General features: G+C 56.9%; 25 protein-coding genes. 6 read left to right on the top strand and 19 right to left on the bottom strand.

Translation table 11 applies throughout. The annotated features are described in order from the left end of the window. Positions 1-10: 10 nt before the first annotated feature. From ACNYC6_RS13415 to rpmH, 13 genes are all read right to left on the bottom strand, one after another. Positions 11-481: a F0F1 ATP synthase subunit B gene (locus ACNYC6_RS13415; RefSeq protein WP_008064601.1), complete on the bottom strand. Its 471-nt coding sequence runs from the start codon at positions 479-481 to the stop codon at positions 11-13. A 58-nt stretch (positions 482-539) separates the two neighbouring features. Continuing rightward, entirely contained in the window at positions 540-797 is a 258-nt protein-coding gene (gene atpE / locus ACNYC6_RS13410) for a F0F1 ATP synthase subunit C (RefSeq protein WP_003097235.1), read from the bottom strand. A gap of 134 nt (positions 798-931) precedes the next feature. Further along, the gene (gene atpB, locus ACNYC6_RS13405; protein ID WP_150702274.1) at positions 932-1,801 is read right to left on the bottom strand and encodes a F0F1 ATP synthase subunit A; all 870 of its coding nucleotides are present in this window, start codon (positions 1,799-1,801) and stop codon (positions 932-934) included. Positions 1,802-1,817: 16 nt separating this feature from the next. Continuing rightward, complete coding sequence (locus tag ACNYC6_RS13400) at positions 1,818-2,225, bottom strand: F0F1 ATP synthase subunit I (RefSeq protein ID WP_056854266.1); 408 nt, start codon at positions 2,223-2,225, stop codon at positions 1,818-1,820. 148 nt (positions 2,226-2,373) lie between these two features. Next, entirely contained in the window at positions 2,374-3,246 is an 873-nt protein-coding gene (locus ACNYC6_RS13395; protein ID WP_419712678.1) for a ParB/RepB/Spo0J family partition protein, read from the bottom strand. 9 nt (positions 3,247-3,255) lie between these two features. After that, positions 3,256-4,053: a ParA family protein gene (locus ACNYC6_RS13390; RefSeq protein ID WP_095194531.1), complete on the bottom strand. Its 798-nt coding sequence runs from the start codon at positions 4,051-4,053 to the stop codon at positions 3,256-3,258. 18 nt (positions 4,054-4,071) lie between these two features. Next, positions 4,072-4,716, bottom strand: coding sequence for a 16S rRNA (guanine(527)-N(7))-methyltransferase RsmG (gene rsmG, locus ACNYC6_RS13385; RefSeq protein ID WP_419712677.1), 645 nt, complete (start codon positions 4,714-4,716; stop codon positions 4,072-4,074). Then, the gene (gene mnmG / locus ACNYC6_RS13380; RefSeq protein WP_419712676.1) at positions 4,713-6,611 is read right to left on the bottom strand and encodes a tRNA uridine-5-carboxymethylaminomethyl(34) synthesis enzyme MnmG; all 1,899 of its coding nucleotides are present in this window, start codon (positions 6,609-6,611) and stop codon (positions 4,713-4,715) included. Before mnmG ends, rsmG begins: the two co-directional genes overlap by 4 nt. A gap of 548 nt (positions 6,612-7,159) precedes the next feature. Further along, positions 7,160-8,530: a tRNA uridine-5-carboxymethylaminomethyl(34) synthesis GTPase MnmE gene (gene mnmE / locus ACNYC6_RS13375; RefSeq protein WP_419712675.1), complete on the bottom strand. Its 1,371-nt coding sequence runs from the start codon at positions 8,528-8,530 to the stop codon at positions 7,160-7,162. A 79-nt stretch (positions 8,531-8,609) separates the two neighbouring features. Continuing rightward, the gene (yidC, locus tag ACNYC6_RS13370; RefSeq protein ID WP_419712674.1) at positions 8,610-10,289 is read right to left on the bottom strand and encodes a membrane protein insertase YidC; all 1,680 of its coding nucleotides are present in this window, start codon (positions 10,287-10,289) and stop codon (positions 8,610-8,612) included. Between the two features lie 2 nt (positions 10,290-10,291). Further along, entirely contained in the window at positions 10,292-10,537 is a 246-nt protein-coding gene (gene yidD, locus ACNYC6_RS13365) for a membrane protein insertion efficiency factor YidD (protein ID WP_010207715.1), read from the bottom strand. Continuing rightward, positions 10,530-10,931 (bottom strand): ribonuclease P protein component, encoded by a 402-nt coding sequence (rnpA, locus tag ACNYC6_RS13360; RefSeq protein ID WP_010465490.1) that lies wholly within the window; start codon positions 10,929-10,931, stop codon positions 10,530-10,532. The genes yidD and rnpA overlap by 8 nt, the downstream gene beginning before the upstream one ends. A gap of 16 nt (positions 10,932-10,947) precedes the next feature. Next, entirely contained in the window at positions 10,948-11,082 is a 135-nt protein-coding gene (gene rpmH, locus ACNYC6_RS13355; RefSeq protein ID WP_003213577.1) for a 50S ribosomal protein L34, read from the bottom strand. Positions 11,083-11,650: 568 nt separating this feature from the next. On the opposite strand from rpmH, the gene dnaA reads away from it, so the two are divergent. Genes dnaA through gyrB form a run of 4 tightly spaced genes read left to right on the top strand, consistent with a single transcriptional unit; the run spans position 11,651 to position 17,870 of the window. Beyond that, complete coding sequence (dnaA, locus tag ACNYC6_RS13350) at positions 11,651-13,180, top strand: chromosomal replication initiator protein DnaA (protein WP_419712673.1); 1,530 nt, start codon at positions 11,651-11,653, stop codon at positions 13,178-13,180. 39 nt (positions 13,181-13,219) lie between these two features. After that, positions 13,220-14,323: a DNA polymerase III subunit beta gene (gene dnaN / locus ACNYC6_RS13345; RefSeq protein ID WP_419712672.1), complete on the top strand. Its 1,104-nt coding sequence runs from the start codon at positions 13,220-13,222 to the stop codon at positions 14,321-14,323. A gap of 20 nt (positions 14,324-14,343) precedes the next feature. Next, on the top strand, positions 14,344-15,447 hold the full coding sequence (recF, locus tag ACNYC6_RS13340; protein WP_419712671.1) for a DNA replication/repair protein RecF: 1,104 nt from the start codon (positions 14,344-14,346) through the stop codon (positions 15,445-15,447). Between the two features lie 5 nt (positions 15,448-15,452). After that, positions 15,453-17,870 carry a DNA topoisomerase (ATP-hydrolyzing) subunit B gene (gene gyrB / locus ACNYC6_RS13335; protein ID WP_419712670.1) on the top strand — a complete coding sequence of 806 codons (2,418 nt, stop codon included), beginning with the start codon at positions 15,453-15,455 and terminating at the stop codon, positions 17,868-17,870. A gap of 404 nt (positions 17,871-18,274) precedes the next feature. Here gyrB and ACNYC6_RS13330 read toward each other — a convergent pair whose 3' ends face one another. From ACNYC6_RS13330 to glyQ, 6 genes are all read right to left on the bottom strand, one after another. Then, the gene (locus tag ACNYC6_RS13330; protein ID WP_419712669.1) at positions 18,275-19,330 is read right to left on the bottom strand and encodes a c-type cytochrome; all 1,056 of its coding nucleotides are present in this window, start codon (positions 19,328-19,330) and stop codon (positions 18,275-18,277) included. 9 nt (positions 19,331-19,339) lie between these two features. Then, on the bottom strand, positions 19,340-19,930 hold the full coding sequence (locus ACNYC6_RS13325) for a c-type cytochrome (protein ID WP_419712668.1): 591 nt from the start codon (positions 19,928-19,930) through the stop codon (positions 19,340-19,342). A 915-nt stretch (positions 19,931-20,845) separates the two neighbouring features. Next, positions 20,846-21,625, bottom strand: a complete 780-nt coding sequence (locus ACNYC6_RS13320) for a lysophospholipid acyltransferase family protein (RefSeq protein ID WP_419712667.1) — start codon at positions 21,623-21,625, stop codon at positions 20,846-20,848. Positions 21,626-21,692: 67 nt separating this feature from the next. Continuing rightward, a complete protein-coding gene (gene gmhB, locus ACNYC6_RS13315) occupies positions 21,693-22,226 on the bottom strand; it encodes a D-glycero-beta-D-manno-heptose 1,7-bisphosphate 7-phosphatase (protein WP_419712666.1) in 534 nt (177 codons plus the stop codon). 6 nt (positions 22,227-22,232) lie between these two features. Then, entirely contained in the window at positions 22,233-24,287 is a 2,055-nt protein-coding gene (gene glyS / locus ACNYC6_RS13310; protein WP_419712665.1) for a glycine--tRNA ligase subunit beta, read from the bottom strand. Next, positions 24,284-25,237 (bottom strand): glycine--tRNA ligase subunit alpha, encoded by a 954-nt coding sequence (gene glyQ / locus ACNYC6_RS13305; RefSeq protein WP_003213601.1) that lies wholly within the window; start codon positions 25,235-25,237, stop codon positions 24,284-24,286. Before glyQ ends, glyS begins: the two co-directional genes overlap by 4 nt. Positions 25,238-25,318: 81 nt before the next feature. On the opposite strand from glyQ, the gene ACNYC6_RS13300 reads away from it, so the two are divergent. Then, complete coding sequence (locus tag ACNYC6_RS13300; RefSeq protein ID WP_419712664.1) at positions 25,319-25,876, top strand: DNA-3-methyladenine glycosylase I; 558 nt, start codon at positions 25,319-25,321, stop codon at positions 25,874-25,876. A 40-nt stretch (positions 25,877-25,916) separates the two neighbouring features. After that, a complete protein-coding gene (locus ACNYC6_RS13295) occupies positions 25,917-26,804 on the top strand; it encodes a lysophospholipid acyltransferase (RefSeq protein WP_419712663.1) in 888 nt (295 codons plus the stop codon). The last annotated feature ends 71 nt before the right edge of the window (positions 26,805-26,875 follow it).

The following is a 26,875-nucleotide window of genomic DNA, read 5'->3' as shown; positions in this document are numbered from 1 at the left end:
TCGCCCTCGCTTAGATTTCAGCAGCCAGTTGGTTAACCAGCTCTGCGTGCGCGTTTTGATCGATTGTGGCACCCAGGATCTTCTCGGCGCCGCCGACTGCCAGCAAGCCCACTTGGGCACGCAGCGCGTCTTTGACACTGTTCAGTTCCTGTTCGATCTCGGCTTGAGCCTGAACCTTCACACGGTCAGCGTCGATACGGGCTTTTTCAACAGCCTCTTCAACAATCTGGTTACCGCGTTTCTTGGCTTGCTCGATGATTTCAGCTGCCTGAGCTTTCGCTTCGCGCAGTTGCTGACCCGCTTTCTCTTGGGCCAACTCCAGGTCGCGAGCTGCACGGCTGGCAGCGTCCAGACCATCAGCGATCTTCTTTTGACGTTCGTGCAGTGCCGCGATGACCGGAGGCCATACGAACTTCATGCAGAACAGTACAAAAATCAGGAACGCAACGGACTGGCCAATCAGGGTCGCATTAATGTTCACGCCAACACCTCGCAGTTACGTTGTCCATCACACCAAATTACCCGGAAGATCCGAGTAATCAGCCAGCGATCTGACCAACGAACGGGTTCGCAAAGGTGAAGAACAGAGCGATACCAACACCGATCATGGTTACGGCGTCGAGCAGACCGGCAACGATGAACATTTTAACTTGCAGCATTGGAACCATTTCTGGCTGACGCGCTGCGCCTTCCAGGAACTTGCCGCCCAGCAGGCCGAAACCAATTGCGGTACCCAGTGCGCCCAGGCCGATCAACAGTGCAACAGCGATAGCGGTTAGACCAACTACAGTTTCCATCTTTCCTCCCGACTTTTACGTCGTATGGTTTAGGTTTTTTTAATTTAAAGCGGTAAAACAAATCGTTTCAGATGCCCCGTCAGGAGCCCCTTCCCGTTTTACCGGGAAGGACATCAGACTAGTCGAGACTGGTCTTAATGGTTTTCTTCGTGCGCCATCGACAGGTAGACGATGGTCAGCATCATGAAGATGAACGCCTGCAGGGTGATGATCAGGATGTGGAACACAGCCCACGCCCACTGCAGAACAACGCCCAGGCCACTCAGCCAGAGCAGACCGCTGCCGAACATCACAGCAATCAGAATGAAGACCAGCTCGCCGGCGTACATGTTGCCGAACAGACGCAGAGCCAGGGAGATCGGCTTGGCGATCAGGGTCACGAATTCCAGCAGGAAGTTCACCGGGATCAGCAGGGCTTGAACGAAGATGTTCTTGCTGCCGAACGGGTGCAGGGTCAGTTCGCCGATGAAGCCGCCGATGCCCTTGACCTTGATGCTATAGAAAATGATCAGCGCGAATACCGACAGGGCCATGCCCAGGGTAGCGTTCGGGTCGGTAGTCGACACGGCGCGGAACGGAATGTGTGCATCGCCGGAGATCAGGATGGCCAGTTGAGGAATCCAGTCGACCGGTACCAGGTCGACGGCGTTCATCAGGAACACCCAGACGAAGATGGTCAGTGCCAGCGGTGCAATCACCGGGCTACGGCCATGGAAGCTGTCTTTCACGCTGCCATCGACGAATTCGACCAAAACTTCAACGAAGTTCTGCAAAGCACCTGGCTGACCGGAAGTCGCTTTCTTTGCCGCCATGCGGAAAAGAAGAACGAAGATCAGACCCAATGCGACCGACCAGCCGAGGGTATCGACGTGGAAAGCCCAAAAGCCCATTTCCTTGGCTTCTGCTGCGGTGTGGGCAAAGCCCCATCCGCCGGTAGGGTGCTGACCGAAGGTCAGGTTCTGCAAGTGGTGCTGGATATAGCCCGAAGCGGTTGTTTCTGCCATGGTTGCCTCAAACGCCCTAAGGTCTCGAAAGTCTTGTTCTCATCAGCAGGGGAGCGAACCAGCTGACCGACTGAGTCAGCACGAAGGCACCGAATACTGCAATCGGCGCCAATGGCTTCACACCTGCAAACACCAGTGCAAACAGCACTGCCGTCAAAATCAGTTTCCCCGCCTCGCCGGCATAAAATGACCGGACGATGGACTGGGCTGCTCGGGCGCCGGAAAACCGAAATGCCCTGTGAGCGAAATAAACATTGGGCAGCAAGGCTATCAGGCCTCCGCAAAGTCCCGAGTATCCGGCAACGACTCCGTGCCATTGCCAAAGCGCCAAAGCGGCAATGAGCAAGACCACGAATTGAGCCATCAACACCGGAAAAACTGCCAGGCGATGGAACGGCAAGCGGTTTGGCGTGCGGGTTTCCATCACTATTGCTCTCCAATGGTCGGCTGCCGAAATTCAATAACTTGGCATAATTTGTGCCGACAAAATGCGCGCAGAGTATAGGGGCGGTTCAGCCCCTATTCAACTGTCAGGTAGTGATTTCCGACTGCGCGCTACATGAGGAAATGTTTCAGCGGATATGTGCAAGTACGCCTTGAAGCTCATCCAGGGAGTTGTAGCCAATCACCAACTGCCCTTTTCCCTTCTTACCGTGGCGGATCTGCACCGCAGAGCCTAGGCGCTCGGCCAGGCGTTGTTCCAGGCGGGCGATATCCGGGTCTGGTTTTGCGGGTTCGACAGGCTCCGGTTTGCCACTCAACCACTGGCGAACCAGTGCCTCAGTTTGGCGCACGGTCAGCCCGCGTGCGACAACATGTCGCGCCCCTTCAACCTGTTGATTGTCCGGCAAACCGAGCAAAGCACGGGCATGACCCATTTCCAGGTCGCCGTGGGACAACATGGTCTTGATGACTTCCGGCAACGAGATCAGGCGCAGCAGGTTAGCCACCGTCACCCGGGACTTGCCCACCGCTTCGGCCACTTGTTGCTGGGTCAGCTGGAACTCCTGCTGCAAACGCTGCAGGGCCACGGCTTCTTCAATCGGGTTGAGGTCTTCGCGCTGGATGTTCTCGATCAGCGCGATGGCAATGGCGGTTTCATCCGGCACATCGCGAACCATCGCCGGGATCGTTTCCTGCCCGGCTTGCTGGCTGGCGCGCCAGCGACGTTCGCCGGCAATGATTTCAAAGCGGCCGCCGCCAATCGGGCGTACCACGATCGGTTGCATCACGCCTTGCGCCTTGATCGACAGTGCCAGCTCTTCGAGAGCCTGAGGATCCATATCGCGACGCGGCTGGTATTTGCCACGCTGGAGCAAGTCCAGGGGCAAGTGCTGCAGCTCACGCTGATCGGCTTGCGCCGCTTGTTCTTCCAGCGAGCTGACGGTCGGACCACTCAGCAGTGCATCCAGTCCACGTCCGAGACCTCGTTTCTTGACGGCCATGGGGATTCCTTAAGTTGCCTGAGCAGCGGCGATGCGTGAGTTTTTGCGCTGACGACGAACCATTTCGCCCGCCAGAGCCAGATAGGCAACGGCACCGCGCGATGCTTTGTCGTACGCCAGTGCCGGCATGCCGTAGCTGGGCGCTTCGGCCAGACGGATGTTGCGTGGAATGACCGTATCGTAGAGCTGATCGCCGAAGTGCTCTTTCAGCTGGGCCGAGACATCGTTCATCAGGCTCAGGCGCGGGTCGTACATCGTACGCAGCAAGCCTTCGACCTTGAGGTTCGGATTGAGCAATTCAGCGATACGCTTGATGTTATCCACAAGGTCGCTCAAACCTTCGAGTGCAAAGTACTCGCACTGCATGGGGATAATGACCCCGTCGGCGGCAACCAGTGCGTTCAACGTCAGCATCGACAGCGACGGCGGGCAGTCGATCAAAATGTAATCGTAGTTTTCACGGATCGGTGCCAGCGCACTGCGCAGGCGGCTTTCCTTCATCTGCATTTCCAGCAAAACCACTTCCGCAGCCGTCAGATCACGGTTGGCCGGCAACAACTGGTAACCACCATGCTCGGAATAATGCATGGCCTGGGCCAGGTCGCACTCACCGATCAACAGGTCGTAGACCGAATTTTCCAGGCCGTGTTTATCCACACCGCTACCCATGGTGGCGTTGCCCTGTGGATCGAGATCGATCAACAACACCCGGCGCTTGGTAGCGACGAGGGATGCTGCGAGGTTGATGCAGGTGGTGGTCTTGCCCACACCACCCTTTTGGTTCGCAATCGCGAATACCTTAGCCATTCTTGCTTGTGTTCCCAATCATGCCGTGCGGCGCAGTATCAGCAGATGGCGTTGGCCTTGGCAACCGGGTACGGCCAGGGCGTGTTCGCTATCGAGGTGGAAGTCTGTCGGCAATGCTACCAGCTCATCGGCGGGATGAACGCCCTTCATTGCCAGCCAACGTGTATCGGTGTCGCCAAGGTGGCGAGTCCAGTTGGTGAAGTTTTCCATGCTGCTGAACGCCCGGGAAATAATCCCGTTGAACGGCTGCGCAGGCTGGAACGCTTCGACGCGACTGTGGATAACTTGCAGGTTACCCAGTTTGAGTTCGAGTTTGACTTGGGTCAGGAAGCGGGTTTTCTTGCCGTTGCTGTCCAGGCAGGTCACTTGCGACTCTGGAAACAGGATGGCCAACGGGATGCCAGGCATGCCGCCGCCGCTGCCAACATCCAGCCAACGGCCGTTTTCGATGAACGACATCACGCTCAGACTATCGAGCAAATGACGAGAGACCATTTCATCGGGATCACGGACCGCAGTCAGGTTGTAGGCCTTGTTCCATTTGATCAACAGGGCCAGATAGCCCAGCAGCTGCGCGTGCTGGGTTTCTGTCAGCGTGACACCAAGCTGGCGGGCACCTGTGGATAACTCTTCTGCGTGTTGCGAAGTGACCAACGAACTCAAGCGCTTTGCTCCAACTGACGGCCCGCGCCGCGTTTTTTCAAATGAATCATCAACAGCGAAATGGCTGCCGGCGTGACGCCCGGGATCCGCGACGCCTGGCCCAGGGTTTCCGGACGGGTCGCACCGAGCTTGCTCTGGATCTCTTTGGAGAGACCGGAAATATTCCTGTAATCGATATCCACAGGCAGTTTCGTGTCTTCACTTGCGCGCAGACGAGCGATTTCATCCTGTTGACGATCGATGTAGCCGGCGTACTTGGTCTTGATTTCGACCTGTTCGGCGACCTGTGGATCTTCTGCGCCCCCACCGGTCACGGCGATCAGACCAGCGTAGTCGATTTCCGGACGGCTCAAGAGGTTGAGCAGGTTGTATTCGTGAGTCAGCGGCGTACCGAATTTTTCCGAAATAGCATCGCCTTTTTCGGTGCCCGGGCGAACCCATGTGCTTTTCAGGCGCTGTTCTTCCAGCTCGATGCTTTCGCGTTTTTTGCAGAAAGCCGCCCAGCGCGCGTCATCCACCAGACCCAGTTCGCGACCTTTTTCGGTCAAGCGCAGGTCGGCGTTGTCTTCACGCAGGATCAAACGGTACTCGGCACGGGAAGTGAACATCCGGTACGGCTCTTGAGTACCCAAGGTAATCAGGTCGTCAACCAGGACGCCGATATACGCTTCATCGCGACGCGGACACCAGGCGTCTTTGCCCTGAGCACGCAGCGCGGCGTTGGTTCCGGCCAGCAAACCCTGGGCGCCGGCCTCTTCGTAACCGGTGGTGCCGTTGATTTGCCCGGCGAAGAACAGACCGCCGATGACTTTGGTTTCCAGGCTGTACTTCAGGTCGCGGGGATCGAAGTAGTCGTATTCGATGGCGTAGCCAGGACGCACGATGTGCGCGTTTTCCATGCCGCGGATCGATTGCACGATCTGCAATTGCACGTCGAAAGGCAAGCTTGTGGATATCCCGTTCGGGTACAGCTCGTTTGTCGTCAAACCTTCCGGTTCGATGAAGACCTGGTGGCTTTCCTTGTCGGCAAAGCGATGGATCTTGTCTTCGATCGACGGGCAGTAACGCGGGCCGATGCCTTCGATTTCACCGGCAGCGGAATACATCGGCGAACGGTCGAGGTTCGCAGCAATGATTTCGTGGGTACGCGCATTCGTGTGGGTAATCCAGCAACTGACTTGCTTCGGATGCAGCTCTTTGGAGCCCATGAACGACATGACCGGAATCGGCGTATCGCCCGCTTGCTCGGTCATCACCGAGAAATCCACAGACCGGGCGTCAATACGCGGTGGCGTACCTGTTTTTAAACGACCTACGCGCAATGGCAGTTCACGCAGACGGTGAGCCAGGGCAATCGATGGCGGATCGCCGGCGCGACCGCCGGAAAAATTCTGCAAACCGATGTGGATAAGTCCACCGAGGAATGTACCTGTGGTCAAAACCACGGAATCGGCGAGGAAACGCAGGCCCATTTGGGTCACTACGCCGCGCACTTGTTCCTGTTCGACGATCAGATCGTCAGCGGCTTGTTGAAATATCCACAGGTTCGGCTGGTTTTCCAGGATTTCGCGGACAGCGGCCTTGTACAGAACTCGATCTGCCTGCGCACGAGTTGCACGCACGGCCGGGCCTTTGCGGCTGTTCAATACACGAAACTGGATACCTCCTTTATCGGTAGCGATGGCCATCGCGCCGCCAAGGGCATCGATTTCCTTGACCAGATGGCTTTTGCCGATCCCGCCAATGGCCGGGTTGCAACTCATGGCACCGAGGGTTTCCACGTTATGCGTCAGCAACAGGGTTTTGACCCCCATACGTGCTGAGGCCAGTGCTGCCTCGGTACCGGCATGACCGCCGCCGATGACGATCACTTCAAAACGGGAAGGGAAATCCACCACGCACCTCGTGCCTGCTTAAGTAGGTAATTCAGGAATAGTTTGAGCTCAGGTTTTTGGACCTGGTCGATAAGTATAGGGACTTCGCCCTTCCTAAAGAACCCTTTGCACAAAATTTAACCAGCTGTGGAGAAGTCGAGGTTATAGAAATTAAAAAGAGAGAAATTTATTAAATCTTTGTTTTTATGTTTATATTTACTGAAGCACCTTTCTGTGGATAGATCGCTACAGGCCTTTATTTACGAACTGTACAGAGATTCAAAACCCTGTGTCCATGTGCCAATGAGGCCCTTGGATAACCGGTTTAAGCCTGTGGATGAAAGAGATGGTTATCCACAGAGGCAGTTATGTTCAGTTTTAGGGCCCTGTTATCAACTGCCCTTAGCCGCGGTTATTCACAGGGCTTAATCCACAGAAAAGCCCTCGGGAAAAAAATCCGGACACAAAAAAACGCCATGCAGAAAGAGTCCGCATGGCGTTCGAGTGCTCGTTTCAGAAAGAAGGAAGCAGACAGGCACGAACGGCCTGTCTGTGGAACCGCGGAAGAACTATTTACCGATACAAAAACTGGAGAAGATTCGCCCCAAAAGGTCATCGGAGCTGAATGCACCGGTAATTTCCCCGAGGGACTGCTGAGCCTGTCGCAGATCCTCTGCCAGCAATTCTCCGGCTCCGGCCAGGGTCAGTTGGGCACGGCCGTGTTCCAGAGAGTCACTGGCATGGCGCAAGGCTTCCAGGTGACGCCTGCGAGCGCTAAAGCTGCTTTCGGACGTTTGTTCATAACCCATGCAGGCTTTCAGATGTTCGCGCAGTAGCTCAAGACCAACACCGCCAGACTTCGCGCTCAGGCTGATAGTGACATGACCATCCTCGCTGACTTCCAGAGCAATGGCTTCACCCGTAAGGTCTGCCTTGTTGCGGATAAGTGTGACTTTGGCAGGATCCGGACGGGTTTCGAGGAATTCCGGCCACAAGGCGAACGGATCAAGGGCTTCGGGGGCCGTCGCATCCACGACCAACAGCACACGGTCCGCTTCGCCAATGGCTTTCAACGCGCGTTCAACGCCAATCTTTTCCACATGATCGTCGGTATCACGCAAACCAGCGGTGTCGACGACGTGTAGCGGCATGCCGTCAATGTGGATATGTTCGCGCAGTACATCGCGGGTTGTGCCGGCAATCTCGGTCACGATCGCCGCCTCCCGACCGGCCAGCGCATTGAGCAGGCTGGATTTGCCAGCATTCGGACGACCGGCAATTACTACCGTCATGCCATCACGCAGCAAAGCACCCTGCCCGGCTTCGCGCATCACGGTGGATAACTCTTCGCGGACTTTATCGAGCATGCTGAGCACGTGGCCATCGGCGAGGAAGTCGATTTCTTCTTCCGGGAAGTCGATTGCGGCTTCGACATAAATCCGCAGGTCGATCAGTTGCTCCGTGAGGTTATGCACACGTGTGGAAAATGCGCCTTGCAAGGAACGCAGTGCATTTCGGGCCGCCTGTGCAGAGCTGGCTTCGATCAGGTCAGCGATGGCTTCGGCCTGTGCCAGGTCGAGTTTGTCATTGAGGAACGCACGTTCACTGAATTCCCCCGGTCGGGCGAGACGGCAACCCAATCCAAGGCAGCGCTGCAGCAACATATCCAGAACGATCGGGCCGCCGTGCCCCTGCAACTCCAATACATCTTCGCCTGTAAAGGAGTTCGGTCCGGGGAAATACAGTGCGATGCCCTGATCGAGCACCTCGTCGTATTCACCAAGGAATGAACCGTAGTGAGCAAAACGCGGCTTGAGTTCGCGACCGCTGAAGGCCTTGGCCGCAACGCTGGCCAACGGCCCGGAAATACGAACGATGCCTACACCGCCGCGACCTTGAGCGGTGGCGACGGCGGCGATGGTTTCACGAGGAGCGCTCATAAACCGGTATCCAGACAAAAGTGACAGATAGCAAAACGCCCCACTAGGGGGCGTTTTGAGTGGTTATCCACAGTGTAAATCAGGCAGCTGCTTTGGTAGCCGCTTCGATCTTACGAGTGATGTACCACTGTTGTGCGATCGACAAGCAGTTGTTCACTACCCAGTACAGCACCAGACCGGCCGGGAACCACAGGAAGAAGAAGGTGAAGATGATTGGCATCATTTTCATAACCTTCGCTTGCATCGGATCCGGAGGCGTCGGGTTCAGCTGCTGCTGGATGAACATGGTTGCGCCCATGATGATCGGCAGAATGAAGAACGGATCCTTGATCGACAGGTCAGTGATCCACAGCATGAATGGCGCCTGGCGCATTTCAACGCTTTCCAGCAGAACCCAGTACAAGGACAGGAAAACCGGCATCTGCACGAGGATTGGCAAGCAACCACCCAGCGGATTGATCTTCTCTTTCTTGTACAGCTCCATCATGGCTTGCGACATTTTCTGCCGGTCATCGCCATGTTGTTCTTTCAGTGCGGCCAGTTTCGGTGCCACTGCACGCATGCGCGCCATGGATTTGTAGCTGGCAGCCGACAGCGGGAAGAAAATCCCTTTGATCAGCATGGTCAGGAAGATGATCGACCAGCCCCAGTTACCCACAATCGCGTGGATGTGTTGCAGCAACCAGAAGATCGGTTGAGCGATGAACCACAGAATGCCGTAGTCGACAGTCAGTTCCAGACCTGGGGACAACTCTTTCAGTACAGCCTGGCTTTTCGGACCGGCGTACAGAATGGCACTGGTTTCAGCCTTGGCACCCGGTGCAACGGTCAACGAAGGACCGGTGTAGCCGATGATGTAGTTGCCTTTGCTGTCTTTACGGGTCTGGACGACGTTGTTTTCGCCCTTTTCCGGAATCCATGCAGTTACGAAGTAGTGTTGTAGCCAGGCAACCCAACCACCGGTGACGGTTTCTTTCAGCGCGGCCTTGTCCATGTCCTTCATGGACACTTTCTTGTACGGTTCCGAACTTGTCCACAGGGCGGCGCCCAAGTAAGTCGCGGTGCCGGTGGCGGTGCTGGAAGAAGGATCGGAGCTGGCGTCACGCTTCAATTGCGCGAACATTGCACCGGACCAGGGCTGAGCACTCTGGTTGTCGATCAAGTAGGAAACAGTTACGTCGTACAGGCCACGTTTCAGAGTGAAACGCTTGATGTAGTTGACGCCGTCCTTGCTGAACTTCAAGTCCACGACCAATTGGTCCTGACCGTCAGCCAGTTGATAAATCTTCTTCTCCGAGGAATAAACCGGACGACCGGCAGGACTTGCGTCCGGGCCATTGGTGCCGATCAGGCCACTCTGAGCCAGATAAGTGCGCTCGTTGCCGTTGTCGAACAACTGGAACGGAATTTCCGGATGGTCTTGGCGACGCGGATACAGCGGCAGCTTCAGTTGTGCAACATCACCACCTTGTGGATCGATGGCCAGATCGAGCACATCCGTTTTGATCTGGATGAGGTCGGTGCTTACAGCTACCGGAGTTTCGGCAGGTGCGCTGGTATCGTTTGCGGCGTGTGGAATGTCGTCACTGACGGACGCTTTATTGCCAGTTGCCGTATCCGGGAGGCCCGGGGCGGTCGTACTGGAAGCAACATTCTGAGTCGGCAAGGCAGCCTGGCCATAGTCCTGGTTCCATTTAAGAACCATAACGTAGGACACGATTGCCAGGGCGACGATCAGGATCGTGCGTTTGATATCCATGATTACTCGGCCATCGAAGAAGAACGGGAGGTAGGGATAGGTGGAACCGGGTCATAACCACCGGGATTCCACGGATGACAGCGACCTAAACGACGAAAGGTCAGCCAGCCACCGCGTAGAAGGCCATGATTTTCGATGGCTTCCAACGCGTAGCAGGAACAACTGGGGTAGAAACGACAGTGACTGGCCATCAGGGGACTAATGGCATAGCGGTAAAACTGGATCGGAACGAGTGCCAGTTTACGCATCTGGACTGTCTACCCCTACAGTTTCGGTTTTGACTGCTGGTACCGGCTTGCTACGTGCCAGACGCTTCCAGAGTTTGCCGAAATGCTGAATCAATTCGGGGTTTTCTACGTCCCCCAAACCTTTGCGCGCGACGATAACAATGTCCCAGCCGACCAGTGAATCCTGGTTCAGACGAAACGATTCGCGCATCAGACGTTTGAGGCGATTGCGCTCGACGGAGAGCTTTACGCTCTTTTTCCCGATAACCAGCCCGAGACGGGGGTGATCAAGATCGTTGTTGCGCGCAAGGAGCAGGAGATTTTTCCCCGGAACCTTGCCGGTAGGGGAGTCAAAGACTGCCTTGAAATGCCGGGGTGTAAGCAGACGCTTTTCCCGACTGAAGTCCTGACTCACCTCCAGTGCCGGATTATCAAACTGCCAGACGCGCACGACCTTTGGCGCGACGACGCGACAGGACGGCACGACCGTTCTTGGTAGCCATGCGAGCACGGAAACCGTGGGTACGAGCGCGTTTGATAGTGCTTGGTTGGAAAGTACGTTTCATTGTCGTGTTACCTGGTTCGTCCACAACGGGCCGGAATGGCCCCCGTTTTAAGAGACCGGGGATTCTAGAGAAAGCAAGCCTCTAGGTCAATTTCCAACCAACGTTTCCTTATAAATAGATCTCCGGGCGGTTCGGCCGGACATCGATCATCCGCTAGCTATAAAAATAAAGAAGGAAAGTATTTAAAGCTTTTCTGTAAAGCTTATAAAAGCTTAAGACGTGTCCATCTGTGGATAAGTGTATCTATCCCTTTGATTACGTGATGTACAGAGAATGACAACTACAGTGGAAAGCCGTGTTCAGCCTGTGCTGCGCTGTCGGAAAACCTGTGTGTGAAAGGTCGGTTTATCCACAGGTGGGTTATCCACCGAGTTTCACCCCCAGTTGTGCAATGAGCTTAACCGCGGTTATCCACAGAGCTTATGCACAGACCACTGGTCGTCTTTTTTGCGTACAAAACGTTGATTCTTCTTGGTCGATGAGCCACCTACATGTGGATAAGTCAGCGTCTGGTCGCTACAATGGCCGCTTGTTTTTGCCTCACCGGCTTTCAACTTAGGGGATATCCGTGTCAGTGGAACTTTGGCAGCAGTGCGTGGAGCTTTTGCGCGATGAGCTGCCTGCCCAACAATTCAACACTTGGATCCGTCCACTACAGGTCGAAGCCGAAGGCGACGAGTTGCGTGTCTACGCGCCCAATCGTTTTGTCCTGGACTGGGTCAACGAAAAGTACCTGGGCCGCGTCCTGGAATTGCTCGATGAACATGGCAATGGAATGGCGCCAGCCCTTTCCTTATTAATAGGCAGCAAGCGCAGCTCTGCGCCGCGTGCTGCGCCAAATGCTCCGTTGGCCGCTGCTGCGGTTGCGTCCCAGGTTCAGGCAACTTCGGCACCGGTCAGTGCTCCGGCGCAACCATCGGTCGCCGCACCCAGCAAGCGCGCAACGCAAAAAGTCGCAGAGGTCATTGAGGAGGAGCCGTCGCGAGACAGTTTCGACCCAATGGCCGGCGCTAGCTCGCAACAGGCTCCGGTTCGCTCCGAACAACGTACCGTGCAGGTAGAAGGGGCGCTTAAGCACACCAGCTATCTGAACCGCACCTTTACCTTCGAAAACTTCGTCGAGGGCAAGTCCAACCAACTGGCCCGGGCTGCGGCCTGGCAAGTGGCGGACAACCCAAAGCACGGTTACAACCCGCTCTTCCTTTATGGTGGCGTGGGCTTGGGTAAAACCCACTTGATGCATGCTGTGGGTAACCATCTATTAAAGAAGAACCCGAATGCCAAGGTCGTGTACCTGCATTCCGAGCGCTTCGTGGCCGACATGGTCAAGGCCTTGCAGCTGAACGCGATCAACGAGTTCAAGCGTTTCTACCGCTCGGTAGATGCCTTGCTCATCGATGACATTCAGTTCTTCGCCCGCAAGGAGCGTTCCCAGGAAGAGTTCTTTCACACCTTCAACGCCCTGCTTGAAGGTGGCCAGCAGGTCATTCTCACCAGTGACCGCTACCCGAAAGAAATCGAAGGCCTTGAAGAACGCCTGAAATCCCGCTTCGGCTGGGGCCTGACGGTAGCCGTCGAGCCGCCGGAGCTGGAGACCCGTGTCGCGATCCTGATGAAGAAAGCCGACCAGGCCAAAGTCGACCTGCCCCATGACGCGGCGTTCTTCATTGCCCAGCGCATTCGCTCCAACGTCCGTGAACTGGAAGGCGCGCTCAAACGCGTGATCGCTCACTCGCACTTCATGGGCCGCGACATCACCATCGAGTTGATTCGTGAATCCTTGAAGGACCTGTTGGCGCTGCAAGACAAACTGGTCTCTGTGGATAACATTCAGCGCACCGTCGCCGAGTACTACAAGATCAAGATCTCCGATTTGCTGTCCAAACGCCGTTCGCGTTCGGTCGCACGTCCGCGTCAGGTCGCCATGGCATTGTCCAAGGAATTGACCAACCACAGTCTGCCGGAAATCGGCGACGTGTTTGGCGGACGAGACCACACGACGGTTTTGCACGCCTGCCGCAAGATCAATGAACTTAAGGAATCCGACGCGGACATCCGCGAGGACTACAAGAACCTGCTGCGTACACTGACCACTTGATGCACACCAGCGCAGCTTATTAAGGCAAGGGACTAGACCATGCATTTCACCATTCAACGCGAAGCCCTGTTGAAACCCCTGCAACTGGTCGCAGGCGTCGTTGAGCGCCGACAGACCTTGCCGGTGCTCTCCAACGTGCTGCTGGTTGTCGAAGGCCAGCAATTGTCGCTGACCGGTACCGACCTGGAAGTCGAGCTGGTCGGTCGTGTTCAGCTTGAAGAGTCTGCCGAGCCAGGTTCCATCACTGTGCCTGCGCGCAAACTGATGGACATTTGCAAAAGCTTGCCGGGCGATGCGCTGATCGACATCAAGGTCGACGAACAGAAACTCGTCGTGAAGGCCGGCCGTAGCCGTTTCACCTTGTCGACCCTGCCGGCCAATGATTTCCCGACAGTAGAAGAAGGTCCAGGCTCGCTGACTTGCAGCCTTGAGCAAAGCAAGCTGCGCCGTTTGATCGAACGCACCAGCTTCGCCATGGCTCAGCAAGACGTGCGTTACTACCTCAACGGCATGTTGCTGGAAGTCTCTGCCGGCATCATCCGTGCCGTGGCCACCGACGGTCACCGTCTGGCGATGTGTTCCATGCAGGCCGATATCGGTCAGCCGGATCGCCACCAGGTCATCGTTCCGCGCAAAGGTATTCTCGAGTTGGCACGTCTGCTGACCGAACCGGATGGTAACGTCAGCATCGTGCTGGGCCAGCACCACATTCGCGCCACCACCGGCGAATTCACCTTCACCTCTAAACTGGTAGACGGCAAATTCCCGGACTACGAGCGCGTTCTGCCTAAGGGCGGTGACAAGCTGGTGCTCGGTGACCGCCAGGCGCTGCGCGAAGCATTCAGCCGTACCGCGATTCTGTCCAACGAAAAGTACCGTGGTATCCGCCTTCAACTGGCCAATGGTCAGTTGAAGATCCAGGCAAACAACCCGGAGCAGGAAGAAGCGGAAGAGGAAGTGGGCGTTGAATACAACGGCGGCTCTCTGGAAATCGGCTTCAACGTGAGCTACCTGCTCGACGTGCTGGGCGTGATGACCACCGAGCAGGTTCGCCTGATCCTGTCCGACTCCAACAGCAGTGCGCTGGTGCAAGAGTCCGACAACGATGACTCGGCTTACGTTGTCATGCCGATGCGTCTGTAATCATGTTCAGCAGAAGCTAGATGTCCTTAAGTCGCGTCTCTGTCACCGCGGTGCGAAATCTGCACCCGGTGACCTTCTCCCCTTCCCCCCGAATCAACATTCTTTACGGCGCCAACGGCAGCGGCAAAACCAGTGTTCTGGAAGCCATTCATCTGCTGGGGCTTGCCCGTTCGTTTCGCAGCACCCGCCTGTTGCCGGTTATTCAGTACGAGCAATTGGCGTGCACGGTGTTTGGTCAGGTCGAGTTGGCAGAGGGTGGACATAGCGCACTCGGTATTTCGCGAGACCGCCAAGGGGAGTTCCAAATTCGCATCGACGGGCAAAACGCTCGTAGCGCTGCTCAATTAGCGGAAACCCTGCCACTGCAGTTGATCAACCCTGACAGCTTCCGCTTGCTGGAGGGCGCACCGAAAATTCGCCGACAGTTTCTCGACTGGGGTGTGTTCCACGTGGAACCACGCTTCATGTCAACGTGGCAGCGCTTGCAGAAGGCCCTGCGCCAGAGAAACTCTTGGCTGCGGCATGGTACACTTGACGCCGTTTCGCAAGCGGTTTGGGACAGGGAACTGTGCCAGGCCAGCGCTGAAATCGATGAATACCGCCGCGCTTATATCAAAGCCTTGAAGCCAGTCTTTGAACAGACCTTGAGCGAACTGGTTGAGCTTGAGGGCTTAACGCTCAGCTATTACCGAGGTTGGGACAAAGACCGTGAGCTGAGCGCTGTGCTCGCCGGATCCCTTCAGCGGGATCAGCAAATGGGTCATACCCAGGCCGGACCACAACGTGCTGATTTGCGCCTCAGATTGGGCGCACACAATGCCGCGGACATATTGTCTCGTGGACAGCAGAAGTTAGTGGTCTGCGCATTGCGGATTGCCCAGGGGCACTTGGTGAGCCAGGCCCGACGCGGTCAGTGTATTTATCTGGTGGATGACTTGCCGTCCGAACTGGACGAGCAACACCGCCGTGCGCTTTGCCGCTTGCTGGAAGACTTACGCTGCCAGGTGTTTATCACCTGTGTAGATCACGAATTATTGAGGGAAGGCTGGCAGACGGAAACGCCAGTTGCTCTGTTCCACGTGGAACAGGGCCGTATCACCCAGACCCACGACCATCGGGAGTGAAGGCATTGAGCGAAGAAAATACGTACGACTCAACGAGCATTAAAGTGCTGAAAGGCCTGGATGCCGTACGCAAACGTCCCGGTATGTACATTGGTGACACCGATGATGGCAGCGGTCTGCACCACATGGTGTTCGAGGTGGTCGATAACTCGATCGACGAAGCGCTCGCCGGCCACTGCGACGACATCAGCATCATCATTCACCCGGATGAATCCATCACCGTTCGCGACAACGGTCGTGGCATCCCGGTAGACGTGCACAAAGAAGAAGGCGTTTCGGCAGCCGAGGTCATCATGACCGTGCTGCACGCCGGCGGTAAGTTCGACGACAACTCCTACAAAGTATCTGGCGGTCTGCACGGTGTAGGTGTGTCGGTGGTTAACGCCCTGTCTGAAGAACTGATCCTGACCGTTCGCCGTAGCGGCAAGATCTGGGAACAGACTTACGTTCACGGTGTTCCGCAAGAGCCGATGAAGATCGTTGGCGACTCCGAAACCACCGGTACTCAGATCCACTTCAAGGCTTCCAGCGAAACCTTCAAAAACATCCACTTCAGCTGGGACATCCTGGCCAAGCGGATTCGTGAACTGTCCTTCCTCAACTCCGGTGTCGGCATCGTCCTCAAGGATGAGCGCAGCGGCAAGGAAGAGCTGTTCAAGTACGAAGGCGGCCTGCGTGCGTTCGTTGAATACCTGAACACCAACAAGACGCCGGTCAACCAGGTGTTCCACTTCAACATTCAGCGTGAAGACGGCATCGGCGTGGAAATCGCCTTGCAGTGGAACGATAGCTTCAACGAGAACCTGTTGTGCTTCACTAACAACATTCCTCAGCGCGACGGCGGTACTCACCTAGTGGGTTTCCGTTCCGCTCTGACGCGTAACCTGAACACCTACATCGAAGCTGAAGGTCTGGCGAAGAAGCACAAGGTCGCCACCACCGGTGACGATGCCCGTGAAGGCCTGACCGCGATCATTTCGGTAAAAGTACCGGATCCGAAGTTCAGCTCCCAGACCAAAGACAAGCTGGTGTCTTCCGAAGTGAAGACCGCGGTCGAACAGGAAATGGGCAAGTACTTCTCCGACTTCCTGCTGGAAAACCCGAACGAAGCCAAACTGGTCGTTGGCAAGATGATCGACGCGGCCCGTGCCCGTGAAGCGGCGCGTAAAGCCCGTGAGATGACCCGCCGCAAAGGTGCGCTGGACATCGCCGGCCTGCCGGGCAAGCTGGCTGACTGCCAGGAAAAGGACCCTGCCCTGTCTGAACTGTACCTCGTAGAAGGTGACTCTGCTGGCGGTTCCGCCAAGCAGGGACGCAACCGCAAGACCCAGGCGATTCTGCCCCTCAAGGGCAAGATCCTGAACGTCGAGAAGGCACGCTTCGACAAGATGATCTCATCCCAGGAAGTGGGCACCTTGATCACTGCGCTGGGCTGTGGCATCGGTCGCGAAGAGTACAACATCGACAAGTTGCGCTATCACAACATCATCATCATGACCGATGCTGACGTCGACGGTTCGCACATCCGTACCCTGCTGCTGACCTTCTTCTTCCGTCAGTTGCCGGAGTTGATCGAGCGTGGCTATATCTACATCGCTCAGCCGCCGCTGTACAAAGTGAAGAAAGGCAAGCAAGAGCAATACATCAAAGACGACGACGCCATGGAAGAGTACATGACGCAGTCGGCCCTGGAGGATGCGAGCCTGCACCTGAACGAAGAGGCCCCAGGTATCTCCGGCGAAGCGCTGGAACGTCTGGTGAATGACTTCCGTCTGGTGATGAAGACCCTCAAGCGACTGTCGCGCCTGTACCCGCAGGAACTGACCGAGCACTTCATCTACCTGCCGGCCGTCAGCCTGGAGAAACTGTCCGATCACGCAGCGATGCAGGATTGGCTGGCTCAGTACGAAGTCCGTCTGCGCACCGTCGAGAAATCCGGTCTGGTCTACAAGGCCAGCCTGCGTGAAGACCGTGAACGTAACGTCTGGCTGCCAGAGGTCGAACTGATCTCCCACGGCCTGTCGAACTACGTCACCTTCAACCGTGACTTCTTCGGTAGCAACGACTACAAGACCGTCGTTTCCCTGGGCGCTCAATTGAGCACCCTGCTGGACGAAGGCGCGTACATCCAGCGTGGCGAACGCAAGAAAGCGGTCACCGAGTTCAAGGAAGCCCTGGACTGGCTGATGGCTGAAAGCACCAAGCGTCACACCATTCAGCGATACAAAGGTCTGGGCGAAATGAACCCGGATCAGCTGTGGGAAACCACTATGGACCCAAGCGTACGCCGCATGCTCAAAGTGACCATCGAAGACGCCATTGGCGCAGACCAGATCTTCAACACCCTGATGGGTGATGCAGTCGAACCTCGCCGTGACTTCATCGAAAGCAACGCCCTGGCGGTTTCCAATCTGGACTTCTGATCCCTGTCGATGGGCACATTAAGTGTCGCAAGTGGGCGAATTATTGTCGCCATCTAAGAAGAACCCCGGCCTTGGCGTCGGGGTTTTTCTTTGTGGCCCGAGCCTAAACAAATGTACACACCATCCCGCAGCCTGTTATCGCCAGCGCAGGATTGACCCAGTTACCGAAGTCGCAATGACCCAGGCTCCTACCTTGTGAACCATTGCCAATACCGGATTTTTGCCGATTGGTGTTGGGTCAGTGTGGTATCGGCCACTGGGTCAATTCGGCGTCAGCGCCAACAGGATGTGAATTCAAATTCAACCTTCCTTGCGCATCTCAATACGCGACAACGGCGCAAGCTCGCCCGAGAACATTTGTCGGGTTTTTCTTGTTTCCGCTGGAACATCCTTCGCAACCGCCCTCAGGGTTTGACCCCGGAAGGGTACGCATGGCTGCCAATTACCACGCCTTCGAGGGTTTTGCCGTAATAGCCTTGATCGGAAGCGTGGAAGTGTTTCGCTGTACTGGCTATGCCACCATCGAAGCGAGGATCTTGCGGCCGTTCCCGACTGTTCATGTAAGCAGCCACATCCCAGGCCTGCTGCACATCCAGCTGCACTCCCTTGCCTAGTGGCATGTTCTCGAAAATGAAAGTGGCCGCTGTATTGACGCGGTGCATGCCAGCACCCCAGTTATACGAGTCGCTCCCCCACAAAGCGGGAATCACCGGGACGTCGGCCATCTTGCGACCTTCCCCTTGCTTGCCATGGCAAACAGCGCAATGTTGCGCATAGACCGCATCACCCCGTTGTGGTGAGTAAGGCAACGGTGGCTCCGGTAAAGCGGCAAAGGCTCGACCGGGCATGCGCTCACGCCCTTCCATTTTCACCTTATCCGCCAACGGGCCTGGGAGGACGAAGGTCTCTTCCCGACCGCCAAGTTGCAATTGCTCGTCACTGAGTTCCGGGACCGGTTTGTCCTTCATGCCGAACATATCCAGCAAACCGCCCATCAACAGCCAATAGGAATAGGCTGACATTGCCACCAGCTCCGGCGAGCCCAGCTCGGGGGCCTTGCCGTTCATGGAGTAGTTAAAGCATCCCTGGATACGCTCAGCGAAATTGTTCACCCGGTTGTCTTTCTTGCGAAATGCCGGATAGGCCAGGTAGGCCGCCCACATGGGCGCAGCATAGGCTTTGGTACCGGCATCCAAGTGGCAATTGGTGCAGTTCAGCTGGTTGCCGACGTAGCGGCCCTTGAGCTGCTGGGTATTGACGAATAACTGGTGGCCACGACGGATTTTGTCGCCAAAGGCCCCAGGGGGGATCTGCATAAGATCGCGTGGCACGAAGTAATGTAGGTCTTTAGCCTTGGGTTGTGCGGTGATTTCCACCATGTCTGTGTTCGCCTCGGCGGCCGACAGCAGCGGCAGAGCCATGCCTCCCACCAACGCCATGTAGAGCACTGATCTGTTCATGGGAGCTCCTCAGTGGATCGCGGCCAAGTAACTGGCCATTGCGGAAATGTCCTTGTCGTTCAGACGCTTGGCGATCGCTCCCATCATGTTGTCGGGGTCGCCGCTGCGTTCGCCCTTGCGCCATGCGTGCAGTTGGGCTGCCAAATAGCTCGCCTGCTGCCCGGCCAACCGCGGGAACGGCCCACCGCCAATGGCCGAGGGTCCGTGACAACTGAAGCAGGCGGGGATATCGCGGGCCATATCGCCCTCGTAATAGAGTTTCTCCCCCGGCGAAGCGGCAGGTTGCTGACCGCGTACTTGCAACGCCGGTCGCTTTCCTTGCGCGGCAAAATAGGCGGCGGCGGGTGCAAGTAGATCTGGGGCGGCGAAGGCCTCGGCTATTGGTGTCATCAGCGCATTGCTGCGTCGCCGCGTGTTGAAGTGCTCGATTTGCGCAGTGATATAGCTTGCCGAAAGACCAGCCAGTGCTGGTCCCTGCGCCATCCCCTCGCCATGTAAGCCATGACAGGCCACGCAGGCTTGCGCAGCATCCGGCAGCTCATTGGCGATGGCCGCTCCGGCAATGCATGACAGCAGTACGAGAGTTTGCCATCTGATCATCGAATATCCCGCCTCAATCTGCTGTGATTGCGCTGAGTGTAGACGACGCATGTCGCACCTAAGGGCGATCTCAAAACAACCGGGATAGACGTAAAATTAACTAACAACGCTCTCAAAGACCAAGTGTTATCGCCTGCGCAGGATTGATCCAGTTACCGAAATTTGACTGACTCAGGCTCCTACCTTGTGAACTATTACCAGTTCTGGATTTTTGCCGATTGGTGTTGGGTCAGTGTGGTATCGGCCGCCGCACCCCCACTGGGTCAATTCGGCGTCAGCGCCAACACTCTCTGCTCAAGGCGTATCCAAGTATGGCCCGTGAATGCCTTGTCGAGGGCATGTCGTACGATGAGGAGCACAGCCAGTTGGTTATTCACTATGCGGGGGAAGATGGGAGCGAGCGTAGCGACAAGTGTCTGGAGGTTGCCCCAGCAACTGAGCCCAACCCCGCTTAAGAGAACTGGCCTGGCTGGCGCCGCGCGCTTTCTCGCAGCACGCTTTGCTATGCCCCTGTTCCACGTGGAACCAACTTTTGTGTGAAACGAGTAGGCTTTTCTCATTTATTCAGATCCCGGCCAGTGGATTCACCAAATAAATGATTCTCTACCAGTGTTTGCTGGAGGTCCTGAAGCAATTATTTTGTGACCCTACACCCGGTTAACCCGCTAAATGAAAAAGGCCAACGTTATGCGTTGGCCTTTTTTGTGTCAAAAACAAAATCCTCTGCAACAGTGAAACATCCACGTTGCTGGCATAAAAAAACCGGCTATATCAGCCGGTTTTTTTGCGCCCGAAAAAAACTTATGCACGTTTTTCTGTTTATTATCCACTTAAGAAATATCTATATAAATCATTAAGTTAAGATTTAATTTCGGAGCTTTTCTCACAAACGGTACACAGGTTATCCACAGAAGCTCAGACCACGGCCTGATCATTGGCCACCGGTGCTTGCGGAGCCGGTGGCAGAGAGCCCATTTCCCGTTGCATCTGCTCGTTCCAGGCCTGGACCCGATCGTTCAAATCGGCAATGGCGCGAGGCCCGCTGCCCTCGGCGTACATCGGTGCGCCGATGATTACCGTAATCACACCAGGCTTCTTGGCCCAACCGGTTTTCGGCCAGAACTTGCCGGCGTTGTGCGCAATCGGCAGAACGGGCAGCTCGGCGTTGACCGCCAACGCTGTACCGCCACGCGAGAATTTGCCGATGGTGCCGTAGGGAACGCGCGTGCCTTCCGGAAAGATCAGCACCCAGACGTTGTCCTTGAGCAGCTCGTCGCCCTTCTTGGCCACGTGCTTGAGTGCGGCTTTCGGGTTATCACGGTCGATGGCGATAGGACGCAGCATGGCCATCGCCCAGCCGAAGAACGGCACATACAGCAATTCACGCTTGAGCACCTGGCTCAAAGGCGCGAAGTACGCCGAGAGGAAGAACGTTTCCCAAGTGCTTTGGTGATTCGACTGAATCACGCAAGGCCGATCCGGTACATTCTCGGCGCCCTTAACTTCATAGCTGATACCGAGGAACACCTTGCTCAGCCACAAGGCGCAACGGCACCAGTAGACGTTGATGAAGCGATAGCGCGCCTTGAACGGCAGAAAGGGCGCGATAAAAAAACTCAGGCTGCACCACAGCAATGAGCTGGTGCCCAGCAGCAGGTAAAAAAGAAAGGTCTTGATGGCCTGCAGTATCGACATGGCGACGTTTACCGTTACGGTTCAAGCGCACTCCCGAACATTCCTTGGTCAGGATTTCGAAAGCGCTCTAATTATGGATAAGTTCTGCGGCAATCGCCGCCAGATCGTCGAAAATCAATGTGCCTACCGGAAGGGTCTTGCCCAAAGTCTTTTCGCCTTTCCCGGTCTTTACCAAAACTGGCTGAGAATCGACGGCTTTGGCGGCTTCCAGGTCACCGAGACTGTCGCCGACGAACCAGAGATTGGTCAGCGACACGTTGTAATGTGCGGCGATGTTTTTCAACATCCCGGGTTTTGGCTTGCGGCAATCGCAGCCATCGTCCGGCCCGTGCGGGCAGTAGACGATCAGGCCGACCTCACCACCCTGCTCTGCCACCAGTGAGCGCAGGCGCTCGTGCATGGCGTCCAGAGTGGCGATGTCGTAATAGCCGCGAGCGATGCCCGACTGGTTGGTAGCGACCGCTACCGTCCAGCCGGCCTTGCTCAACTGCGCGATGGCTTCGATCGAACCGGGGAGCGGAATCCACTCCTCCACCGACTTGATGTAAGCGTCGGAGTCGTAATTGATCACTCCGTCCCGATCGAGAATCAGCAGTTTCAAACAGTCTTACCCCAGTAACGAAATGTCGGCGACGCCGAGGAACAGACCACGCAGACGTGCCAGCAACGCATAGCGGTTGGCGCGAACGTTGGCATCTTCCGCATTGACCATCACGGCTTCGAAGAACGCATCCACTGGCTCGCGCAGGGCGGCCAAGCGTGCCAGCGATTCGCTGTACTGACGCGCTGCAGCCATCGGCTGGACAGCCTGGTCTGCCTGCTGGATCGCCGAGTACAGGGAGAACTCGTTGGCGTTGTCAAAGTACTTGGCTTCCACGACCGTAGGTACCGAGCCTTCGACCTTGCTCAACAGGTTCGACACACGCTTGTTGACGGCGGCCAGGGCAGCGGCTTCCGGCAACTTGCGGAACGCTTCCACCGCTTGTACGCGCTGGTCGAAGTCCAGGGCTGAACCCGGCTTCAGGGCACGCACCGAGAGGTAGGTCGCCACGTCGACGCCTTCGTCTTCATAACGGGCACGCAGACGGTCGAAGATGAACTCCAGCACCGAGTCGTTCAGGCCGGCGGCCTTGACCTTGGCACCGAACGCAGCGACGGCGAAAGCCACGGCGTCGTTCAGGTCCAGATCGAGTTTTTTCTCGATCAGGATGCGCAGCACGCCAAGTGCTGCACGGCGCAGGGCGTACGGGTCTTTACTGCCGGTTGGCAGCATGCCGATACCGAAGATGCCGACCAGGGTGTCGAGCTTGTCGGCGATGGCCACGGCCGCACCGGTCAGGGTGGACGGCAGTTCAGCGCCGGCACCGCGCGGCATGTACTGCTCGTTCAGCGCCAGTGCGACATCTTCAGGCTCGCCATCGTTGAGGGCGTAGTAGTAACCAGCGACACCTTGCATCTCCGGGAACTCACCGACCATTTCGGTCGCCAGGTCGCACTTGGACAGCAGGCCTGCGCGAGCAGCCCACGAAGCGTTGCCGCCAATGCGCGCGGCGATGTAGGCGGCCAGTTTGGAAACGCGTTCGGCCTTGTCGTAGACGCTGCCGAGTTTTTCCTGGAACACCACGTTTTGCAGGCGCAGGTTGAAGTCTTCGAGTTTTTGCTTCTTGTCTTGCTTGAAGAAAAACTCGGCGTCGGTCAGACGTGGGCGAACCACTTTCTCGTTACCGGCGATGATTTGCTGCGGGTCTTTGCTCTCGATGTTGGCCACGGTAATGAAACGTGGCAGCAACTTGCCGTCGGCATCCAGCAGGCAGAAGTACTTCTGGTTGTCCTGCATGGTGGTAATGAGGGCTTCTTGTGGTACATCGAGGAAACGTTCTTCGAACGAGCACACCAGCGGGACCGGCCATTCGACCAGCGCGGTCACTTCGTCGAGCAGGTCCTGCGGCACGATCGCGGTGCCTTCCTGACGGGTCGCCAGTTCTTCAGTGCGCTTGCTGATGATCTCGCGACGCTCGTTGGCATCGGCCAATACATAAGCGGCACGCAGGTCGGACAGGTAGCTCGACGGCGAACCGATGCGCACGTTTTCCGGATGATGGAAGCGGTGACCGCGGGAATCGCGGCCCGCCTTCTGGGCAAGGATGGTGCAGTCGACGACCTGGTCACCGAGCAGCATGACCAGCCACTGGGTTGGACGCACGAATTCTTCCTTGCGAGCGCCCCAACGCATGCGTTTCGGGATCGGCAGGTCGTTCAGCGAATCTTCGACGATGGTCGGCAGCAGACTCGCGGTCGGCTTGCCGGCGATGCTTTGGCTGTAGCGCAGTTTCGGGCCGCTTTGATCGATTTCGCTCAGGTCGACGCCGCACTTCTTGGCGAAGCCCAGTGCCGCTTGGGTCGGGTTGCCTTCGGCGTCGAACGCGGCCTGACGTGGCGGGCCATCAAGGTTGATGCTGCGGTCCGGCTGCTGGGTGGACAGCGAGGTGATCAGCACGGCCAGACGGCGCGGCGCGGCATAAACGGTTTTGGTTTCGTAGTTCAGGCCGGCAGCTTGCAGGCCCTTGTCGATACCGGCGAGGAACGCCTCGGCCAGAGTATTCAGGGCCTTGGGTGGAAGTTCTTCAGTGCCCAGTTCAACCAGGAAATCCAGAGCACTCATTGTGCAGCCTCCAGCTTGGCCAGTACTTCGTCACGCAGGTCCGGGGTCGCCATCGGGAAGCCCAGCTTGGCGCGAGCCAGCAGGTAGGCTTGCGCAACGGAACGCGCCAGGGTGCGCACACGCAGGATGTATTGCTGACGCGCAGTCACGGAAATCGCCCGGCGCGCATCCAGCAGGTTGAAGGTGTGGGAGGCCTTCAACACCATTTCGTAGCTCGGCAGCGGCAGCGGCTGGTCGAGTTCGATCAGGCGCTTGGCTTCGCTCTCGTAGAAATCGAACAGTTCGAACAGCTTCTCGACGTTGGCGTGTTCGAAGTTGTAAGTGGACTGCTCCACTTCGTTCTGGTGGAACACGTCGCCGTAGGTCACTTTGCCGAACGGACCGTCAGCCCAGACCAGGTCGTAGACCGAATCCACGCCTTGCAGGTACATGGCCAGGCGCTCAAGACCGTAGGTGATTTCGCCGGTCACCGGGTAGCACTCGATGCCGCCCGCTTGCTGGAAGTAAGTGAACTGCGTCACTTCCATGCCGTTGAGCCAGACTTCCCAGCCCAGACCCCAGGCGCCGAGGGTCGGCGATTCCCAGTTGTCTTCGACGAAGCGAATGTCGTGGACCAACGGGTCCAGGCCGACGTGCTTGAGGGAGCCCAGGTACAGTTCCTGGAAGTTGTCCGGGTTCGGCTTCAGCACTACCTGGAACTGATAGTAGTGTTGCAGACGGTTCGGGTTTTCGCCGTAGCGGCCGTCAGTCGGACGACGGCTTGGCTGCACGTAGGCGGCGTTCCAGGTTTCCGGGCCAATGGCACGCAGGAATGTTGCAGTGTGGAAAGTGCCGGCGCCTACTTCCATATCGTAGGGCTGAAGTACCACACAACCTTGCTCGGCCCAGTATTGCTGGAGGGCGAGGATCAAGTCTTGGAAGGTACGCACGGCTGGCGTAGGCTGGCTCACGAAATTCACCTGTTTCTTGGGCTGCGATTTAAAGAGCGGGAGTATACCCGATTCATTGCTGCGCACGCCCCCTGGAGCCTTATGCCACGCTGCTTTTGGTGTTCCGAAGATCCGCTGTACATGGCTTATCACGATCAGGAGTGGGGCACGCCGCTACGCGATGCGCAGGGTTTGTTCGAGTTGCTTTTGCTCGAAGGGTTCCAGGCCGGGCTTTCCTGGATCACTGTGCTGCGCAAACGTGAGCATTATCGTCAGGTGATGTTTGGCTTCGACGTGCAGCGCGTGGCGCAGATGAGCGACGCGGAAATCGATGAATTGATGCTCGATCCGGGCATCATCCGCAACCGCCTCAAGCTCAACGCGGCCCGACGCAACGCCCAGGCCTGGCTGGCGCTGGAGGACCCGGTGGCGTTTCTCTGGTCCTTCGTTGGCGGTACGCCCGTGATCAATCATTTCAAGGATCGCGGCGAAGTGCCGGCTGTCACGCCGACCGCCGTGGAGATGAGCAAAGGCTTGAAAAAAGCCGGTTTCACCTTCGTCGGGCCGACCATTTGCTACGCACTGATGCAGGCCTCTGGCATGGTCATGGATCATACCCGGGACTGCGACCGCTACGCGCAGTTGGCGAACGGCGGTTAGAATGGCCGGTTCACGCACAGCACAAGATCAGGAGTGACCTGTGGATAAGTTTAAAGGCGCCTTGCTGGTAGGCGCTCTGCGGCTGTTTGCCCTGCTCCCGTGGCGAGCGGTGCAGGCTGTCGGCTCTGCGATTGGCTGGATGATGTGGAAATTCCCTAACCGTTCCCGCGACGTGGTACGGATCAACCTGTCCAAATGCTTTCCGGACATGGACCCGGCAGAGCGTGAGCGTCTGGTAGGCCAGAGTCTGAAAGACATCGGCAAGTCACTGACTGAAAGCGCCTGCGCCTGGATCTGGCCGGCTCAACGCTCGATCGACCTGGTGCGCGAAGTCGAAGGCCTGGATGTTTTGAAAGACGCCCTCGCCTCCGGCAAAGGCGTGGTCGGCATCACCAGCCACCTGGGCAACTGGGAAGTGCTCAACCACTTCTATTGCAGCCAGTGCAAACCGATCATTTTCTACCGCCCGCCAAAATTGAAGGCGGTGGACGAGTTGCTGCAAAAGCAGCGGGTACAGCTGGGCAACAAAGTGGCTGCGTCCACCAAGGAAGGCATCCTCAGCGTCATCAAGGAAGTGCGCAAAGGTGGTGCAGTGGGCATTCCCGCTGACCCGGAACCGGCCGAATCCGCCGGGATCTTCGTGCCGTTCTTCGCCACCCAGGCCCTGACCAGCAAGTTTGTGCCGAACATGCTCGCCGGCCACAAAGCGGTCGGTGTGTTCCTGCACGCCCTGCGTCTACCGGACGGTTCTGGCTACAAAGTGATTCTGGAAGCCGCACCCGAAGCCATGTACAGCACCGACACCGCCGAATCCTGCGCGGCCATGAGCAAAGTGGTCGAGCGCTATGTGCGGGCGTATCCGAGCCAATACATGTGGAGCATGAAGCGCTTCAAGAAGCGTCCACCGGGTGAAGAGCGTTGGTATTGATTCAATTGGCATAATCTGTGGATAACCTTGAATCGAGGTTGTCCACAACCGTTCATTCAAGGGCGCGGTAG

The organism is Pseudomonas sp. NFX224 (assembly GCF_048565165.1).
Classification (GTDB): domain Bacteria; phylum Pseudomonadota; class Gammaproteobacteria; order Pseudomonadales; family Pseudomonadaceae; genus Aquipseudomonas.
This window is presented reverse-complemented; position numbering and strand designations above follow the sequence as displayed.